17 protein-coding genes are annotated in these 18,617 nt (G+C 35.9%); all 17 read right to left on the bottom strand.

All coding sequences use genetic code 11. From position 1 onward, the window contains the following. Nucleotides 1-49: 49 nt before the first annotated feature. The 17 genes from C1726_RS23410 to C1726_RS23330 all read right to left on the bottom strand — a co-directional run bounded on the left by C1726_RS23410 (nt 50) and on the right by C1726_RS23330 (nt 18,308). Nucleotides 50-1,174 (bottom strand): serine hydrolase, encoded by a 1,125-nt coding sequence (locus C1726_RS23410; RefSeq protein ID WP_102275357.1) that lies wholly within the window; start codon nt 1,172-1,174, stop codon nt 50-52. Nucleotides 1,175-1,357: 183 nt separating this feature from the next. Beyond that, a complete protein-coding gene (locus C1726_RS23405; protein ID WP_102275356.1) occupies nt 1,358-1,894 on the bottom strand; it encodes a small multi-drug export protein in 537 nt (178 codons plus the stop codon). 9 nt (nt 1,895-1,903) lie between these two features. Next, the gene (locus C1726_RS23400) at nt 1,904-2,539 is read right to left on the bottom strand and encodes an NUDIX hydrolase (protein WP_322091011.1); all 636 of its coding nucleotides are present in this window, start codon (nt 2,537-2,539) and stop codon (nt 1,904-1,906) included. Nucleotides 2,540-3,009: 470 nt separating this feature from the next. After that, entirely contained in the window at nt 3,010-5,346 is a 2,337-nt protein-coding gene (helD, locus tag C1726_RS23395) for an RNA polymerase recycling motor HelD (RefSeq protein WP_102275354.1), read from the bottom strand. Nucleotides 5,347-5,965: 619 nt separating this feature from the next. Further along, nucleotides 5,966-6,421: a GNAT family N-acetyltransferase gene (locus C1726_RS23390; protein ID WP_102275353.1), complete on the bottom strand. Its 456-nt coding sequence runs from the start codon at nt 6,419-6,421 to the stop codon at nt 5,966-5,968. Between the two features lie 201 nt (nt 6,422-6,622). Further along, nucleotides 6,623-7,843 (bottom strand): MFS transporter, encoded by a 1,221-nt coding sequence (locus tag C1726_RS23385; protein ID WP_102275352.1) that lies wholly within the window; start codon nt 7,841-7,843, stop codon nt 6,623-6,625. A gap of 21 nt (nt 7,844-7,864) precedes the next feature. Then, nucleotides 7,865-8,536 (bottom strand): Type 1 glutamine amidotransferase-like domain-containing protein, encoded by a 672-nt coding sequence (locus tag C1726_RS23380; RefSeq protein ID WP_102275351.1) that lies wholly within the window; start codon nt 8,534-8,536, stop codon nt 7,865-7,867. A gap of 68 nt (nt 8,537-8,604) precedes the next feature. Continuing rightward, the gene (locus tag C1726_RS23375) at nt 8,605-9,027 is read right to left on the bottom strand and encodes a DUF1801 domain-containing protein (RefSeq protein ID WP_102275350.1); all 423 of its coding nucleotides are present in this window, start codon (nt 9,025-9,027) and stop codon (nt 8,605-8,607) included. A 101-nt stretch (nt 9,028-9,128) separates the two neighbouring features. After that, nucleotides 9,129-9,758 (bottom strand): kinase, encoded by a 630-nt coding sequence (locus C1726_RS23370; RefSeq protein WP_102275349.1) that lies wholly within the window; start codon nt 9,756-9,758, stop codon nt 9,129-9,131. A 33-nt stretch (nt 9,759-9,791) separates the two neighbouring features. After that, nucleotides 9,792-10,346 carry a histidine phosphatase family protein gene (locus C1726_RS23365; protein WP_102275348.1) on the bottom strand — a complete coding sequence of 185 codons (555 nt, stop codon included), beginning with the start codon at nt 10,344-10,346 and terminating at the stop codon, nt 9,792-9,794. A 121-nt stretch (nt 10,347-10,467) separates the two neighbouring features. Then, entirely contained in the window at nt 10,468-11,646 is a 1,179-nt protein-coding gene (locus C1726_RS23360) for a DHH family phosphoesterase (protein WP_102275347.1), read from the bottom strand. A 36-nt stretch (nt 11,647-11,682) separates the two neighbouring features. Continuing rightward, nucleotides 11,683-14,901 (bottom strand): DEAD/DEAH box helicase, encoded by a 3,219-nt coding sequence (locus C1726_RS23355; protein ID WP_102275346.1) that lies wholly within the window; start codon nt 14,899-14,901, stop codon nt 11,683-11,685. Between the two features lie 82 nt (nt 14,902-14,983). Next, the gene (locus C1726_RS23350) at nt 14,984-16,018 is read right to left on the bottom strand and encodes a DUF3231 family protein (RefSeq protein WP_102275345.1); all 1,035 of its coding nucleotides are present in this window, start codon (nt 16,016-16,018) and stop codon (nt 14,984-14,986) included. A 160-nt stretch (nt 16,019-16,178) separates the two neighbouring features. Next, nucleotides 16,179-16,508 (bottom strand): ArsR/SmtB family transcription factor, encoded by a 330-nt coding sequence (locus C1726_RS23345; protein WP_102275344.1) that lies wholly within the window; start codon nt 16,506-16,508, stop codon nt 16,179-16,181. Further along, on the bottom strand, nt 16,509-16,934 hold the full coding sequence (locus C1726_RS23340) for an SRPBCC family protein (RefSeq protein ID WP_102275343.1): 426 nt from the start codon (nt 16,932-16,934) through the stop codon (nt 16,509-16,511). Nucleotides 16,935-17,087: 153 nt separating this feature from the next. Further along, nucleotides 17,088-17,543 carry a GNAT family N-acetyltransferase gene (locus C1726_RS23335; RefSeq protein ID WP_102275341.1) on the bottom strand — a complete coding sequence of 152 codons (456 nt, stop codon included), beginning with the start codon at nt 17,541-17,543 and terminating at the stop codon, nt 17,088-17,090. A gap of 39 nt (nt 17,544-17,582) precedes the next feature. Beyond that, nucleotides 17,583-18,308 carry a beta-ketoacyl-ACP reductase gene (locus tag C1726_RS23330; protein WP_102275340.1) on the bottom strand — a complete coding sequence of 242 codons (726 nt, stop codon included), beginning with the start codon at nt 18,306-18,308 and terminating at the stop codon, nt 17,583-17,585. Between the last annotated feature and the right edge of the window lie 309 nt (nt 18,309-18,617).

Raw genomic sequence — 18,617 nt, 5'->3', positions numbered from 1 at the left:
CTACTATTTTTTTGAGTAAAGGTCATTATAAGAGCATATAAAATGCCCTTTATAAATGCGCTAATTCAGATTTAACAAAGTTTCGAAATTCTGAATCCTTAAGAAACTTTAACTGAAATTCATTCATCACCCGAGAAAGTTTTTCTTGTTCTATTAAAGTTAAATCATTGGCAAAAAAGGCTAACTCGGTTTGATTCCCTTTCTTATCAGTCGCATACATCGCCACTGTAAAAACAAATGCAGTAGATCCCCCTTTTTGTCCAGCATGTACGAGCCATTCGCGATTGGCGGGATTTTCTATTATTTGCTCCATGATTGGATCAAGATGTTCATGAACATCCTTATGAAAAAACTCCTTACTGTTCAGTTTCCTCATAATTGAAACATAGTCTTCTGTCGTTGCTCGTGTTAGTCGGTCTGACCAGATTTTTTGAAAATCCATATTCATTACTTTAATTAATTGCTGTTTATCTTTGGAAGATAACGGATGGCTGAGATAATGCGTGTGAATGGCAATCGCATACTTTCGATATTCATTCATGCCCATATGCTTGAGGTCCTGCAGTGCCTCTTTTTTGGAAATGTTCTTATCTGTCATTAATTTTGAGGGAATAAAAATTGCACTAACAATCGGATATAGAGGCTCGTGATTTGTTATTCCTAGGCTTTCCGCCACTCGATTGATGTTTTCTAAGCCCAGAACTGAAATCAGATAATCAGTATTCGCATTTGAACTATAAGCGATCATTCCCTTCACAACTTCACTTAAAGGTATATAATCTATTTCCTTTCCGCTCCGCAAATGTGCAAGCCAAGCCTCATGTGCTCCTCCGTCAGTTTTTGGTACATAATATGCATCTAATTCTTGTAAACTTACCCCTTTCTTCGGATCCACTTGACCGCCTGCCACCTGCTTGGCATATTCAATTGCGACTATAATTTTTACTGTGCTTGCTAAAGGAAGCAGCGTTTTTTCGTTGATCCCTACCCACTTCTCATTATTGTGTTGAATCGATAACGAAATATTGCTATCCTTTGCCTTTTCCTTGATAATCTCAATTAAATATTCCGGGTTCGTTCCTTTTATTTCTTTTCTATATTTGAGAATTCCAATACCTATTACGAATCCAAATAAAGCTACTATTGCAATAACCAGCCAAACTAATATTTTCAAGGGAGTCCCTCCGTCATTTCAGCCTATCATTTCTACGGAATTTGATTTAAAAAGTTTCAATTTTCCCCATTCCTTTAATGATATAACGGAGTAAAGTTATTATTTTTTACTTTCTTTACCAAATGTTGCATCCTCCACCGCAACCAATCTTTATTTATTAAAGCTTAATATATCCTATTCCCCTTACCGAAAGATACGAAGGAGAAAACCATTCTCTTTCAAATCAGGTGCCAGGAATGATACCCCTGAATTAGCTAATACTGTTGAGAGAATGGTCCAAATAACTAAACTTGCAATCATCCAGCCTGTAACCAACCCTCTGCTTGATCCAAAGCTCATTCCCATGAATGCAGATATATGTGATCCTACTAAAAGTGGCCCAAAAATTGTTAAGCCAGGAAGACCATATTTATCAAAGAGTACTCTTGCTCGTTTTTGCTTTTTGGAATCTTGTTCTAGTTCTGTTCCTTCCGTATAATGGTCTCCCCCGCCCTCTACTTCTGTAACCACATTTCGTTTTTGCTTTCTAGTTCTGAGAAGAAGTTTTATTTTATCAACAAACACAATTAACAATAATATAGTTAATAGATTCCCTAAGAAACCCAGGATAGCTACCGGAACCGGCGACAATCCGCCTATGATCGCTAAAGGGATGACTGTAATCAGCTCAAATAATGGGATAGCCGCTAATAAAAACACTAAAAAATAGGATACTGCCATATGATCACCCTAATCTTCATTAATTTTTTGTATCGATTGAATAACATGCTCATAATAAGAAGTATCATGTGGAACAAAATGATTTCTACTTGCAAATCGGCTAATTAAAGCTCTTTGCCCTTCCTTATTTACTTCAAACCCTTGAATGTTGACTTCATCTATTTTGCCTATCCATAAATCATAGAATTCTCTCCATTTCACCTTAACAATCCCTGATACTTCTTCTCTCTGCAATATAAAATCATGAAGGGAATGATTCGTTTCATATAGATAGATATGAGCCAGCTCATTATCGATAAATTCTCCTTTTACAACAGAATATTTAAAAATACCTGCTGAAATTAATTCATTGAAGGAAACATCAATCCCAATCTCTTCTTTTATCTCTCTTATCCCATCGTCAACAGTTTCATGTGCTAAGAGATGCCCTGCAGCTGTGATATCAATTAGATTCGGATAATCTTTTTTCATTTTGCTCCGAATTTGAAGGTAAATATAACACGCATCCCCTTCTCTGCTAAAAAACCAACAATGGAAGGCTTCATGCCAATAACCTACCCGATGAACTTCTTCTCTAGAAGCAACTCCAATTTGATTCCGATGTTGGTCAAATATTTTCAGCATTTCATTTTCCAATATTTCCACATCCTAAATATTTTTTCCAATTCAGTATAAATATTATTTTATAGTTCATTGAATATTAACTCAACTATGATTCTTAGTTATAACTGAATATTGATTTTACTGTATTAAAAAATAAACGGAGAATTTCCGTTTAAATTAGGAAATACCGATATTTCTTTAAAAATAAGGGGAGTTTTTCCGTTTATAGTATCCATATCGTTGGATTTTAACTTATTTAGAACAGTTAATCGGAATATCTCCGCTTATATCAGCTTCTTCAGCTTCCTTTTTAAACATTAGCCGGAAATTCTCTGCCTATTAATTCTCGTATCTACACGAAAATCAACAATGAATTAAAAACAGATACATTTATATAAAAAAGTCCAACTTTTCATCTTAGAAATTGAGAAGTTGGACTTTTAACATACTTCTAGAAATTAAGTGAAGTTATACATTATTTCATTTTGATAAGGAACTTTATAATATAAGAGTTATACCTGAATGAACCCTTCCTGCAACACATTTCTTAAAAATGGGCTCGGTTCACCTACACTGTAAAGCTGCAAATAATGCATAGCTCTCGTGCAGACGGTATAGAAAACTCTGCGCAAGCTCTCATCACCGTATACATCCTCAGATGCATCATAAATGATGACAGCATCGAATTCGATGCCCTTGGATAAATAGGAAGGAACAACAACGACTCCTTGTTCGTATTCAATCGAGTTACTCTTCAAGAGTTTAATATCATCGATGCAGGATAAAGCTTCAAATGCGCGATTACTTTCCTTGGCAGATTTGCATATGACTGCAATACTATTTAACCCTAAACCTTTCAAGTCACTGATTTTTGTGACAATGGTGCTGTGCAGCTCTGCATAATCAGCCACTTGTTTCAGCACTGGTCGCTCACCGTCACGTTCAAAAGGGATAATTCTATCACCGTTCGGAATGAGTTTTCGTGTAAATTCGATGATTGGTTTTGTGGATCGGTAGCTGCGTTCCATATTGATCACGTCTGTTTCATCTGGACCATAGAGACTTGTAAGATTGTTAAAATCAACCATTTCACTGGCATGAGCGAATATCGCCTGATTAAAGTCGCCGAGTACTGTCATTCTTGCCGCAGGAAATAAACGCCTCAAAAACTCAAATTGAAACGGGGAATAATCCTGCGCCTCATCAACAACGAGATGTTTAATTGAGCTATTCGTCTGAAATCCTAGTATCATCTCTTTCAAAAGTAAAAATGGGGTAGCATCCTCATAAAAAAGTTTACCTTCATCTAGCATTTCTAACGTCATTTGACAAATATCCGCCCAATCTACTGGTGTCTCCCCGTCTATCCAATCTTTGATCTTTAATGGATCAGTAAATAGCTGCTTATACATCCCGTTTATATCCACGAATTGAAACGCTCGGATTTGTTTTTGCAAAGGCTTCATTTTCTTGTGAACAATTAATTTGGCAAGTGCTTTTGTCTCAACTTCATAGTCTGAGATCGTTTCGCCTTTAAACCCGCTTTTTTTAGCTAAGAAAGCACGTGCATTATAGTATTCTTCGTTGCTAAGCAACTCTATTGCCTCTTGAACCCATGGCTTTGTTCTTTCTAATTTTTGTGCATCTTTTATTTTCTTAATAAGCCACTCTTTCAATTTTTCCAGCCTATTGTGAAAGCGGAGTGAAATGTCATTGCTATAAAATCTGTCCGCAATTTGCTGTGCAGTAACGATTGGTTTCCCTCTAAATCGAATGTCCTTAAATAGCATTCCTGATATTTCTAGCGACTGCCTGTATGTTTGGATTGTTTCAAAAAAACTGGCAGATGCTTTGAATCGGATGCTAGCAACCCTTGACATGTATGAAGAAGTATTTTCTCCTGTTAAAACATATTCCAATTGCTCAAAAGGATTTTCAACTTGAAACTCTTTACTTAATCGGTGATCCAGATATTCCTGAAATGTAACTTGTTGCATATTCTCTTCGCCAAGTTCTGGCAGCACATTCGATACATAACTATTAAACATGGAATTAGGCGAAAAAAGAATGATTTGATCTGCATTTAGACGATCTCGATATTTGTAAAGCAAATAAGCAATTCGCTGCATAGCGGCTGATGTTTTGCCACTGCCAGCTGCACCATGAACAATGAGTAGCATACCTTGATCATGGCGGATGATCCTGTTTTGTTCCTGTTGAATGGTCGCTACTATATTGTGCATCTTTTTGTCCGTTCCTTTACCAAGAACCTGCTGTAATATCTCATCTCCAATGGTGAGACTCGTATCGAACATAGACTTAAGAATGCCGCTGCGGATAAGATATTGCCACTTTTTCTCCAAAATCCCTTGGATTGTTCCTCCTGGTGTTGCATATTTAGCCGGACCGGGCTGGTAATCATAGTAGACACTTGAGATCGGAGCCCTCCAATCGTAAATAAGGAATTCTTCTCCCCTAGGATCACTAAGCGATGAGATCCCAATATAGATTTGTTCTTCAGCTGAAGTACCTTCTTCAATATAATCAATGCGCCCAAAGTAAGGAATCTCATGCATTCGCCGTAACGTAGATAACCGTTTGGATGCATGCCTATGGACACTTTGGTTTACTGACAAAGCCTGTGCCTCCTGCCTCAAGCCGATAATGGTCTCAAGATAATCATCAAAGGTATCCGTATTCACCTTGATTTCATCCCAAAAGTGCTTGCGGATATGAACCACTTCATTTCTGCGCCTGGAGGTTTCTTCTTCCAATCTGCTGATTTCCTGTGTAATTATCTTCATTACACTGTCCACTCGTTTTTGCTCCTGCTGAAATTCCAAATTCATAGCAAACACTCCTTAAAAAAATTTATAAAAAAGGTTGACTAACGTATCGTTTACATCGTATAATTAATATAGGGATAATATATTTAAAATTAGATAAACGATACATATCTATATAAATTTATCACAAGGACTCACCTTTTTCAATGTATTTTCTTAAATTCTATGATTACCGATTCATCGGTGTTCTTTATATGTTTTTTAGGGATACCGTCAATTTGGCGGTATCCCTACTTTGTTATGGCTACCGTAAGTGTGAGGGAGCATTCTACATCGATAAAAACAAAGGAGTGAAACCACATAGGGTTTCGCTCCTTTTACCTTACTCTTTTTTATACAATGGAATCTCCCACTTATCTCTTGCATCATAATAGCGAGTAACAGATAGCAAATGAAAAATCAGAAGGAACAGTCTTTGTCACTACTAAATCTTGTGCATCCTGTGCATTTTTTGTCATTCGTAAAGTTGTGGCATAGACCTGGTTTTTATATTTATTTATAATGTGTGCATAGGCTTGTTTGTTCACTGAAAGCACTACCTGCACCAAAAGCTGATTCAAACAGATCGTTTTTTTCGATCTTTAAGTCAGCCAGGTAAAATTTATTATTATCTTGTATAAATTTACTTAGTAATATACTTCACAACCGCCATTTCCTTTCCAAAACGGTCGCCATTGTCTACAAAACCTAAACTTAAATATAAATGATGCGCTCCAAAATTATCCGGATGATAACCTACAATAATTTTCTGGGCATTTGGCAATTTAGTCATTTCTGCAATCATTAACTCAGTTGCCTTTTTGCCAATTCCCTTGCCTTGGTAATTTTTATCTACCATAATTCTGTATACCCAATAGCCTTTAAGCTCTTCAAGTACAGTATTGTACATGAGAAAGCCTACCACCTTATCTTCTAAATAAATTGCGTATGGTTTTAATGTTGGTTCAAATTTAGATTGTGCAATAGATATTGCATTCGGCTCAAAAAATGCCTTCTGATTTTCAGAAACCTCTAATTGGCAGCATTCATACCAATTATCCGAATTTAACTCTATAAGTTTAATATTATCCGTTTTCATTATATTTTCCCCTCTCTAATATCGGGGAAAGGCAAAGTTACATTAACTAGGCAGTTTCCCCATCTTATACGTATTAATAGCAAGCATTTTATTTTTCATAAATGAACGCCCCCTTTCTATCAATAGTTCTGAAATTTAATATACATTAATATTTCAGAACTATTGAATTTTATCATAAGTAACATTATTTTCCTATACATTTTACAAAGGTACTTTAACATTCTCCTCGAAATACATCGATTTAGCTGGAATCATGACCGATCCTAAGAGTATTCCAGCGATTACTGTACTAACGATGGAGAAAATAATGCATACTGCTTGTAATGAAAACCAATCAGCAGTTAACCCGAGCAGCAATGTCAATCCAATTTGAATGATGCCTTGCACCATTTCTGCTATGCTTCCAAATCTGCCCATCATTTCGACAGGCACATTGTTTTGGAAAAATGTTTGATAGCCTGTATTAGCAAATGCCATGAAAAAGCCTAAAAATATAAATGCTAATGTTGCCGATATGAAATTAAAGGAAGCATAAAAAAATACATAGCCTACTGCTGTCAAAAGCATCCCTACACCTAAATATAAGCGTAACTGTATCTTTTTTGATGCAAAAGCAGCGACAGCCCCACCAGTCAATGCTCCAAGACCAGTAATACTCACTATCCATCCATAATCCTGATCAGATAATTGTAAATGCTGTTTAATGAATGTTGCCTCCTGTGAATCAAGGGCAAACCCCACTAACATCGCGCTCTGAAATAATATGTAAACGGTAATAAAGTATTTTGCTGATTTGGCGAAATCTCGGATTACTAACCAATCCTGAATGAGTGTTTGCCAATTAATCTGTTCTCTTTCATTTTCTACTTTCTCATCTACATTCGGTAAAAGATAAATAAAAAATGCACAAATAAAAAATGTAATTGCATTGATAAAGATACAAAGATTTGTTCCTACAAGCATGATTAGGAATCCAGAAAGTGCAGGACCAACAAGAAATGCCCCTGAGCTGATCATGCTCATCAATGAATTGAATCTTTTTCTATTTTCTGCAGGAACAAGTTTCGTAATATAAACAGATGAACTTGGACCAAAAAAAGAGCCAGTAATATTAATCAATAGGAGTAGTGCATAGATAGTCCAAAGCGAGCCTAGAAATGGAATACAAAGTACAAAGATCCCTCGAATAACATCAACCATTATCATTAATGATCTTTTATTTACACGGTCAATAATACTACCTGACCAAGTATTTGTGATTAATACAGCAATTGGTCTAATTATGTAAAGCCCTGCCACTGCAGCTGCTGAACCTGTTAAGTTCAAAATTGATAGATTTAGAGCAATTAAATAAATCCAGTTGCCTAAATGTGAAATACCTATTCCAGCTATTAAAAGTAGTGGGTTTTTCGCAGCCCTCATTTATTCACCTAATTTCAAAATTCAAAAGCTATTTTTGCTTATTTTTACTAATACATTATTTTCAATGGAATAAACGCCTTTCCCTTCAGTGGCTGCAAGATGGCCATTAAGAAAATACGCTCCCGTTTTCTCGTCAATCCCATAATTTGAGGAAGCGTGTATGTAATTTACTGCATTTCTTAAATGGTTCTCATCGTTCCATTCAGTAAAGTGAACAGCAAGTAAATGGTCTGTAATTAATCCAAGCCCTTTTCTATGTTGAAATTCTTTCTGCGGATTATCCTTTGGTGAAATAACACAATGGTTAGAACTGATTAAAGCTCCTGCTGAAAACCCAGCAACAGGCACACCTGAAAGGAAGCAGTCCTTAATGATATTGGAAATAGGAGTGTCAACGAGATAATCAGCATATAAATTCGTGTCACCACCCCCAATGATAATGCCTGAACTCATTTGAATAGCTTGAATAACCTGTTCGACCGGTGTTGTGGGGAGAGGAAGCAAATAAAAATTATTAATACTATACTCCTCCATTGCACTTGTGTATTTGGGCATATATCCTTCCCAGCCCTCTCTATCTACAAAAAGAATAGAGAGGGGACCAGTTTTATCTTTTAACTTTTCTATAAATAATTTTGCCATTTTATTTGTAAATGGCGGGCTACCGCCAAATAGAAATAAATGCGTGTTCATTTAATCACCCTTTGTAATGCAATTTTGAGAGCCTATTGGGAATAAAACTGTTCTTTATGTAACAATATTTAATTTTCCGGATAAGTCTCCTGCAAAAATTTTACCGATTCAATAATCAATTCTTTTAATACATTAACATCAATATCTGCAATTTTATTAATGTATACACATGCTTTTCCTGTTGTATGCTTGCCGAAATTCTTTAATAATTGTTCTCGTTTTGTTTCACCAGGTGCGAAGTACAGGCTAATTTTTGCTTTTCTTGGTGAGAACCCAACAAGAGGTGCAACTCCTTCATGGCCGGATTCATATTTGTAATGATAAGTCCCAAATCCAATAATGCTTGGTCCCCACATCTTTGCTTCAAATCCAGTAGTTTCCGTAAAAATATCTAATAATTTGTAGGCATCTTCACGTTTTTTTGGACTTTCAACTGCTTCAATAAATTCGATGACACTATTATCAGTTTCCTTTGTTTTTAATTCATACATAATGGATACACTCCTTTTTAAATCAGTGAGTAGGTATAACAATCGCATAGTTCAATGATGTAAGATGAATCATTGTATATTCCAGTTTTTCCATCCTCTCTTTATTCAATTAAGTCTATTACTAAATCCGCAAGTCCAATTGGATTCTCTCTTTCTAGATAATAACCCTCTCCTTGCCAATATCTTCTTTTATACTTATTTAGCCTCTCTTGGTAATCTCCAATATATGAATCCCGATTTAGCACTCTTTCATATCTGACATCACGTGGACAATCTAGAAAAATTGTGTAGTCATAAAAACTACTCCATTCTTTCCTTAGGAGGAAGATGCCTTCAATAAGAATGATCGAGTCATTCGGTATATAGATTTTCTTTAATGTTAATGTATCCTCTGAATGATTATAAAATGGAAGTAAAAGTTCATTCTTGTTATTATGCAGTTTCATAAATAAATCGATTGAAATAAGATCCACATCCCATTGAAGATAATAATATTCATACCATTCTTCAAAACCTGTATTATATCGTTTATTTCTTTCGACAATATGATCATCGATATGTATAATAACTACCTTGCAGCCATTATTTCTTAATTCACTGTCAATCCTATGTACAAGAGTTGTTTTTCCCGCCCCGCTTAACCCATCAATCGCAATAATAAAGGGACGTTTTTTACTAGTACTTGCAAAATATTGAATAAGTATTCTCTTTGTTATTTCCTCATTTGTCATCTCATTTTTTCTCACTTTCACTAGAAAAATAATTCATATATTAATTATTCTATTTACGTCCTTCAGTTTACCTTTATCAAATTCTAGTCTATATATGTCTGGCATGGAAAGCTCCTTCCAAAATTCGAAATTATATTTTTTATCAAAGTAGTTCATAATTAAAACCATTATATTTCCATGTGTGCCAATAACAATATTTTTCCCCTTAAACTCTTCTATAATTTGCAAAGTTGCATGCACACCTCTCACCTGAGCAGTTTGGTTTGATTCCCCGCCTTTCAAAGAAAAAGAAGGATCATCCCATACTTTTTTCATAGCAAAATAAAAATCTTCCACAGGATCATCTGATAAATTCCGTTCTCTTAGATCCTCTTCAATTATTATCTCTTTCTCAATATATTCTGCGATTCCTTCCACTGTTTGAATCGCTCGTTTATACGGGCTTGATAGGACATAATCTATATTTTCATGTTTTAATATATTCGTTAATTTTTCCGCATCTAATAAGCCTTGTTCAGATAAAGGTCTTTGGCGCTCATCTGGTGTATAAGTAGAATGGGCATGGCGCACGAAGTATAAGTTTGTCATTATATTGCATTCCTCTCTACATTGTTAGGAACTGTTATTTTTCTCTTATTATGACAATAATCTGAAAAATAATCCACAAAATAAGCGATCCTTCACAAAGGAAGCATCGCTCTTTCATTGTTTACCTATTTTTTACTTCACTTATTAAATAGTTAACGAAAATTTCATCTTTAACTAGCCATGCAGCATACGTTCTTTTTAAATAGCTTTCCCCTTCTTCAAAGCTGGCAAAAGTCTTTTCAATCTGTACTTTATTTTCATTCATAGCCCACTCTTGTTCATTTAGAGGATAAAGAAGAAAGAGGTTATCCGCTCGATCTTGGTATAATGACCCGAATGAAGATCGTTTTAGATTAAATCGATTATGTTTAGCATCCTCTCTCAGCGGCTCGAGATGGAAAGTATCAGTCACAAATTGTTTATAGGTCTCATCTGTCAACGTACATCCCGATGCTTTTGCATGTCCGCCTCCTCCGAAATTTCCAGCTATCTCGGACAAATCGATATGATCATGAATCGTACGGAAGCCCAACCTTTTTCCACCGATATTTATGATTGCAATATAATCAAGATGAGGATATTCCTTTCCTAGCTCATTTCCAAGTTCTGAGTGATAGGACTCAGCATACACAATTCCTGCAAAATGATCACCGATAGGAGATTGAACTAGTTCTCTTCTTTTCCTGCGAATATAGCGCTCAATCTTCTCATCCTCCATATCAAGCAATTTCTTCTCAAATTCATCAAATGAGAAGAAGTCATCCAACTGCAATCGCTGAATCATCTTTTCCTCAAATTCTTCAATAGAGATTAGGTAAAAAAGTGCATTTAACCGGCGTGCATACTGGTTGTTATTCTTCTCCCATTCCCATGTATCGTACTGTCTAACAAGCTCAACAAACTCTGTTACTGCATTTGTAGGATTCAACTGTTGGTGTTTGATTAAGTATTCATATAACAAAGATGTAGCTGAAGTTAATTTTCCCTCTTCATCTTCAACGACTACATGACCCCATTCATAATCATTCAAGGATAGAGATGTTTTATGATGATCGATTAGCTGCACTTTCCCTTTATCCTCATAAAATGCCTGCAGTCTTTTTTCATTTGCTTCATTTACAGATAAATCTGTAATGATTAGGAAGGTTTCTTTCTCATCATTTTCCAAAAACCATTCTACTTCCCGATCGAGGCTAGAGATGGAATTATAGCGAACCTTTACTTCATTGCCAAAGGCGAGCTTAGCCAAAATCCCGCATCCAACTCCATCCAAATCATTGTGAGTCAATAATTTATACATATTTATCACCCTTAATGTAGTATGGTTTCTTAATGATTATATATTCAATATCTCTCTAATATCCTCTTCAGTTAAAGCTGCTGCTTTCTTCTCAGAATCAATAATCTCATCTATTAAATCTTTCTTTTTTTCTTGCAGCTCATTCATTTTTTCTTCAATCGTACCACGGGATACTAGCTTAATTACCTGCACGGTATTTGTCTGGCCAATGCGATGGGCTCTATCGGCTGCTTGTTCTTCCACTGCAGGGTTCCACCAGATATCATAAAGAATGACGGTATCTGCTCCCGTTAAATTTAACCCTGTCCCGCCAGCCTTCAAGGAAATGAGAAAGAAATCCCTTTCTCCTTCATTAAAACGATGGCAAGTTTTTACTCGTTCCTCTGATGGCGTTTGTCCATCAAGATAAAAAAACGGCATATCTCGAATGGCTAATTCTTTTCCGATGAGTGCAAGCATTTTTGTAAACTGAGAAAAAATGAGGACTCTTCTTCCTGAAAGCCTGGATTCCTCAATAATCTGCAAGAGCTGTATTAACTTTGCCGATTCTCCCTTATAGCCGTCAACAAACAATGCGGGGTGACAGCAAATCTGTCTTAGCCTTGTCAAACCTGCCAGGATTCTGATTTTATTTTTCCGTAAAGTATCTTTATCCAAATGCTTTAGAGTGTCATGTCTTAATTTTGCTAAATATGCTGCATACAGCTTCTTCTGATTAGGCAGCAGCTCAGTTGATTCAATTGACTCAATTTTTTCAGGCAGCTCTGAAAGGACATCCTCCTTCATCCTCCGCAATAAAAATGGACTGACCCTTCGTGCAATTGTTTTTCTAGAAAGATGACTGTACTCCTTTAACCCCTGGAAAAGCTCGGGAAATATCACATGAAAAATAGACCACAATTCCTCTATTGAATTTTCAATAGGTGTACCAGTTAGTGCGAACCGATGATTAGCCTGTATCCGTTTTACCGCACGTGCTGTTTGCGTAATCGGATTTTTAAATGCTTGAGCCTCATCAAAAAATACGGTATGGAATATTTGTTTCTCTACCCATTTTATATCTCTTCTTACAAGTGGGTAGGAAGTAATAACAACATCTAAATCCAATATGTTTTTTTGTAAACCTATTCTTTCCGTTTTCGTTCCATCAATGACTACAGCCTGAAGTTCAGGAGCAAATTTCATCATTTCATTCAGCCAGTTATATGTTAAAGATGATGGACAAACAATCAGAGCTGGCTGTTTCCTTTTACGAATAATCGGAAGGTCAGATAAAATAAATGCAATGCTTTGCAATGTTTTCCCAAGTCCCATATCATCTGCTAAAATCCCGCCAAAGCCATACTTTGCAAGAGCCTTCATCCATTTAAAACCAGTCTTCTGGTAGTCTCGTAATTTTGATTCTAAACGAGCAGGAATAATAAAATCCAAGCTGCCAGGATTACTTAATGTTTCAAGAAAATGTTTAAATGATTCCTCCATCGTCAATAGTTTTCTATCTTCAATGGAGTCAATAAGTTGGATCCCTCTCACAATGGGGATATTAAGACCTCTTTCAAGATCTTCATTTTGGACAGGAAGTGCATGAAGAGAACGCTGAATTTCTTGAAATTCCTTTGTTTCTAATGAGAGCAGCGATCCGCTTCGTAAACGGTAATATTTTCGCTTCTCTTCCAAAGCCGATAAAAGCTCCCGTATTTCCTTGTCAGAAACACCATCCATTTCAAATTTGAATTCAAGCCAGTTCGTCCGTTCTTTTATCACTTTAACTCGTATCTTAGGATGAGTATTCTCTCTAAAAATCCGATTTCTTACAGCTGTCGTTGCATAGATTTGTACTAGCTTTTGCAGCTTTGGAATCATATAGGTTAAAAACTCATACTCTAATTCTTCATTATGTAAAAAATAGCCTCCCTCTGTCTTTGCAAAAGAGCTGTCTTCCATCAACTGTAAAATCGCTTCCTCTTTTGCATCATCTCTTATGAGTAAAGATGATGTCTGAACTTCTTTGTCATCGAGAGGGTTAATGACAATATGGTCATAATGGAATTCAAGTCCTGCAAGTAAACGATTTTTTACGCGATCCAAGTAAAGCTTAGCAACTAATGGTGTCTTCAAATACTGCTTAGAAATCACTTCCGTTATTTGTACATGTCCCAATCTCTTCAAACCTGGCACTACTTTTTCCATAAAAAAATCAATTTGATCTCTATGAATGGGAATTTGATTCGTTCCAGATGCCTCTAGCATCTGCTTTAGCTCATAAAGGCGGTTGCAGTCATCACTTTTTAATTCAGTAATTTTACCTTTAAATAGCACAGAACGATACGAATGAAGGAGGATCATTTGATTCAATCCCTTAATCTTTAACAGATAGCCCTTATCATCAGTTCCCTCAAAGTGAAATTGTAATGGCAATGTCTTTTCAGATAATTGAAGTCTTTCATATATTGTCCCATCGTACAATAGCTTAACACCCGGTGCTCTTGTAAGCAGATGCAGCAGCTTTTCCCAAGATGTTGGAGGTATAAGTAACATTTCATTGCTTATCCTATTACTTAATTCATCTGATAAACTATTCCTATACATGTCCTCATCTTTGACAACGTCAATAAGCTGTCCAATCACAGCATCTGACTCCCTATGAAGACAGTGGGAATTCGGATCAAAAGTAAACGAATTAGTAAGAGCGCTTGGTTTTCCCTCTTTAATATTACCCAAAAATTCACGGATGTTTTTCACTTTATTTGTCGCAATATTTATTTCAATTCCTAATAATAGATTTTCCTTATCAATAGCAACAGGTCTACAGAAAAAATCAGCTTCAACAACTTGCCTATTTTCAAAGTGCAGCTGATGACCACTTGAACGGATCGGCTTGTCATTAAAAATTGACATCATTTCCTCTGTGAGCCCAAAAATATTTCCAGATACCGCCACATCCTTTTGCGAGGACGAAGAGATCACCCCATTGCGTTGATGTTCCCAAATGGCAATTAATACTGCTGCAATATGCTGACAGTCTTTATCGAAAGAAGCTAGCTTTGGACAGCTGCATTCTGTATAGAAACCACTATTATTTTCTTCTTTAATCGTTACAAAAAAATGTTCGTTCCCAGCAACTATGGCTTTGCAGCCGCTTGAATCAAAATGTTCAAAACTTACTTTATTTGCACGATAAAAAGCGTCTCCTCGTTTATAGGAGACGATTCCACACTTATCTGTAATGACTTTCTGATTTATTTTGAAGTTCAAAGACCCTCCCCCTTAATCTTTCTTTGTCTTTAATGATTAAAGAATAACACTATTCGCTGTATGATGCCATCACAGGTGTCCACTATTCAGACGCTAAATTTTTTCGATCAATCGCATAAGGCGGCTGTTCCATCCAGCCCTTTTCGATCATAATTTTCGCTGCATTTTCTACAAATACTCCGACTTTCATAAATGATTTCGTATAAAGTGCTCCTATATCATGCCTGCCATTAACTGCTAATGAGTTTCCAAAAGCTCTGATCTTCATCGTAAACATATCCATTTTATGATAGAGCATTAGTTTATCCGAAAATGGAGAGAATTTAGAAGCTGTCACTAAATCATCTAGAAAAGTCGGTGCTGGTAAATTTTCTTTTAGCAGCATATTCATATAGTGTTCAACATTTTTCTGTGTACCGTCTCTTCCACTTTCAAATAATTCCTTTATTTTCTCGTCCTTTGCCACTTGCGCAAATGCCATGATGAGTGCTTTACTAGTTACATTATTTTCAATATTATCATAAAAATGAGCGATTTCTAACGCATGTAAAGGTCTGACGTGACCAAAAAAGCCATTTAAAAAATCATTTTGTACAAACTCTACTTTTTCTGGCACAGGGATAATTGGCGGCTTAATAATAAATCCTTTATTCATTAATATTTCTTTAATCTGCTCCATTAAGGAAATGGTGGAATGTAAACAATGAATAAAAAATTCATTAACATCCTTTCGAAAAACTAGTGGAACCGCGATGTTGTAAATACTAAGCCCTGCCTTTGCTGTATATTTTAAATAATGAACATAGAATTCATCCTCAAATAATCTTGGAGCACCAAGATTGACGTCCTCTTCGCCAAATCCTTTTGGAATAGGAAAGCTTTCCTTTTGAAAAATTTCTGTTGTAGTTTTCATAAATTCATCGCATAACTTTAATGCATTTTCTAACAAGGTTTTAATATCACTATCTTCAACATGCTGAAGATAGTAGCTTAAAATACATTTTGACATACTGTTCCCCATATAAGTTGCCCATAGCTTCCCCATTTCCGCAGATCCGAGTTTTTCATTGGAGCCAGATTTATTAGATCCTAATTTAATCGGCTTAATGGTTTGCAAAATAACATCTCCTTCATCCGATTTTTTGATAGTATTTTCTACCCTTCGAAATATATTCTGGAAATACTTTTTCAACTAAAATCTGTTCACTTTAAAAGTCAATAATTTTATTAAAGGAAAAAAAGACCGACATTTATCATTGTCGGTCTTTTTCATTTCACTAGTTTTTGTCTTCATTTTCTACTATATATTTTAGTATGGATAATTTGTTATTCCAGAATTTCTCATAGAATGAAATCCATTGCTGAACTTCCTCCAAAGGTTCGGGGTGCAGCTGATAAACTTTTTCTCTACCTTCCTTACGTCCACTTACTAACTTCGCTTCCGCTAACACATGAAGATGCTTAGTTATTGCTGTTCGGGTCATTGGAAAATGTTCAGTGATTTTTGAAATGGGCATTTCTTTTTGTGAAAGCAGCCGAAGAACCTCCCTGCGGGTAGGATCTGCTATCGCTTGAAAAACATCATGCTTATGTGCAGCTTGAGACACTTAGCCCTCAACAGCCTTTTTAAGCTTCTCTGTAATTCCTATCCAGCCTTGATTCATGCGATCACGAATAACTGAAGCCTGTTCACCCGCTTTTGGTACAATCTCATCCACTTCTTTCCACCCGCCATGAATGAGAGTAAACTCTGTCTTTCCTCCTAGATCTTTCAAAATAAATGAAACGAGCCATCCATCTGTATCCCATGAAAATGAAAGCCGATTTGGTTCGTCTAGTTCTAATACCTTGCATGGAGATGGTCCAAAAGGAGATTGTAAATGAAATTCATGACCTACCTCAGGTTTAAAATCATTAGGCATAAACCATGACGCAATTCCTTCTGCATTTGCTACTTTATCCCACACCTTTTGAATAGGCGCTTCAATAATCACCTTTTGCTCAATATCTTTTACTTTATTTTGATTTGTCATAAAAAAACTCCTTCTTAGTAGATAATATAACACCTTTTGGTTTCGTTTTAAATGATATAACACCTTTTGGTTACATGTCAAGTATCTCTGCATTTAACCTATTATGCCCATATTAATAAAAAAAAGGAGCTGAGTAACAGCCCCATAAAAAGTCTATTTTATTTGTTTCTTGAAAGAAGTTAACGATAACTGTTCGTTTATATTAATTTCTCCTGTTTTTACAAAGCCAAATTTTTCATAGAATTGAACAGCTGGCATATTTTTTGAACCAGTTGATACGATTAGTGTTTTTGTCCCCATTGCATTTTTTTCGATATATTCTAATAGCTTCTTTGCAATTCCCTTTCGAAAATGGTTTGGATGTACCATTAGCCGGTGGATATCAATTTCATCCTTTTCTGACTTAAAGGACAGGACACCACATAACACTTCATTTATGTAATAACCAAAGAATGTTTCTCCACATTTCATCAACGCGGGGATTGTATCATTTAATGGCGGAATTTCTGAATAGCCGATTATTTCAGCTTCTATCTCGTATGATGGAATTTGAATATTAAATACATCTTCTGCAGCCATTTTATTAGTAATATCTATTTCTTTTATCAAAATATATACCTCTCTATTATACTAAATTTTTCAGATAAACTATTTCATCATTCCCCCATCAACACTAAGCACATGCCCATTGATAAAATCGGATTCATCTGATGCTAGGAATAAATACGCATTAGCAATATCCTCAGGCTTCCCTAGACGAACACTTGGTGTAATTAGTTTAATTTGCATGAGAATATGATCAGGAATCGTGCTAATCATGTCAGTCTCGATAAAACCTGGGGCAACTGCATTGACATTAATTCCTTTTCTCCCCAATTCTTTTGCCCATGTTTTTGTTAATCCGATGACACCTGCTTTTGCAGCTGAGTAGTTCGTTTGTCCAAAATTCCCCCCCACACCTGCGATAGAGGAAGTATTGATGATTTTTCCTTTCCCTGCCTCCAGCATAATTGGAAGGACGGCTTGTGTACAATGAAAGACACCTGTTAGATTCACGTCAATCACTTTTTGGAAATCCTCAATCGTCATTTTTCGTAAGGTTGCATCTCTTGTAATACCTGCATTATTAATTAGAATATCTATTTTTCCAAATGCTTCGATTACACCTTGGATTGCAAGATCGATATTTTCTCTATTAGCTACGTCCGCCTGAAAAAATAGAACGTTATTGCCATTTTCATGTTCTTTTCCCGCTTGTTCATTAAAATCGACAATTGCTACATTTGCACCTTCCCTAGCAAAAAGTTTAACAGCTTCTAAGCCAATACCGCTCGCCCCTCCGGTAATTACAGCTGTTTTCCCATTTAGTCTCATATGAACCACCCTTTTTAATGTTAAAATTCTGAATTTATGCAATTCTAGTTTAACATATTTATAAAAGGAGATTGTGATTAAATAGTAGAAGAAATTTGGTGCTATAGCTAAAATAAATTTTTATGGCTACGGATTTTTGTTCCAAGTTAAAATTTGGCCGCCACGAAAACCTCTTAGAGACTAGTTTTTATACGTTCTGAAATTCCGGGCGCCATGAAGCGCTCTTGGCGACCGGTTTTCATTCATACGGAAATTTCAGGCGCCATAAAGCGCTCATAGCGTCCGATTTTCATTCGCACGGAAATTTCA

Source organism: Cytobacillus massiliigabonensis (assembly GCF_900199725.1).
Classification (GTDB): Bacteria; Bacillota; Bacilli; order Bacillales; family Cytobacillaceae; genus Cytobacillus; species Cytobacillus massiliigabonensis.
The sequence above is the reverse complement of the archived record's forward strand: the minus strand, read 5'-3'. Positions and strand labels throughout refer to the sequence as shown.

Bases quoted from the DNA above. Each gene is read 5' to 3' on its own strand.
- C1726_RS23390 (WP_102275353.1), bottom strand. From the start codon at position 6,421: ATGAAAACGGATAATATTAAACTTATAGAGTTAAATTCGGATAATTGG.
- helD (WP_102275354.1), bottom strand. From the start codon at position 5,346: ATGAATTTGGAATTTCAGCAGGAGCAAAAACGAGTGGACAGTGTAATG.
- C1726_RS23365 (WP_102275348.1), bottom strand. From the start codon at position 10,346: ATGACAAACTTATACTTCGTGCGCCATGCCCATTCTACTTATACACCA.
- C1726_RS23360 (WP_102275347.1), bottom strand. From the start codon at position 11,646: ATGTATAAATTATTGACTCACAATGATTTGGATGGAGTTGGATGCGGG.
- C1726_RS23370 (WP_102275349.1), bottom strand. From the start codon at position 9,758: ATGACAAATGAGGAAATAACAAAGAGAATACTTATTCAATATTTTGCA.
- C1726_RS23375 (WP_102275350.1), bottom strand. From the start codon at position 9,027: ATGTATGAATTAAAAACAAAGGAAACTGATAATAGTGTCATCGAATTT.
- C1726_RS23405 (WP_102275356.1), bottom strand. From the start codon at position 1,894: ATGGCAGTATCCTATTTTTTAGTGTTTTTATTAGCGGCTATCCCATTA.
- C1726_RS23380 (WP_102275351.1), bottom strand. From the start codon at position 8,536: ATGAACACGCATTTATTTCTATTTGGCGGTAGCCCGCCATTTACAAAT.
- C1726_RS23330 (WP_102275340.1), bottom strand. From the start codon at position 18,308: ATGAGACTAAATGGGAAAACAGCTGTAATTACCGGAGGGGCGAGCGGT.
- C1726_RS23340 (WP_102275343.1), bottom strand. From the start codon at position 16,934: ATGACAAATCAAAATAAAGTAAAAGATATTGAGCAAAAGGTGATTATT.
- C1726_RS23385 (WP_102275352.1), bottom strand. From the start codon at position 7,843: ATGAGGGCTGCGAAAAACCCACTACTTTTAATAGCTGGAATAGGTATT.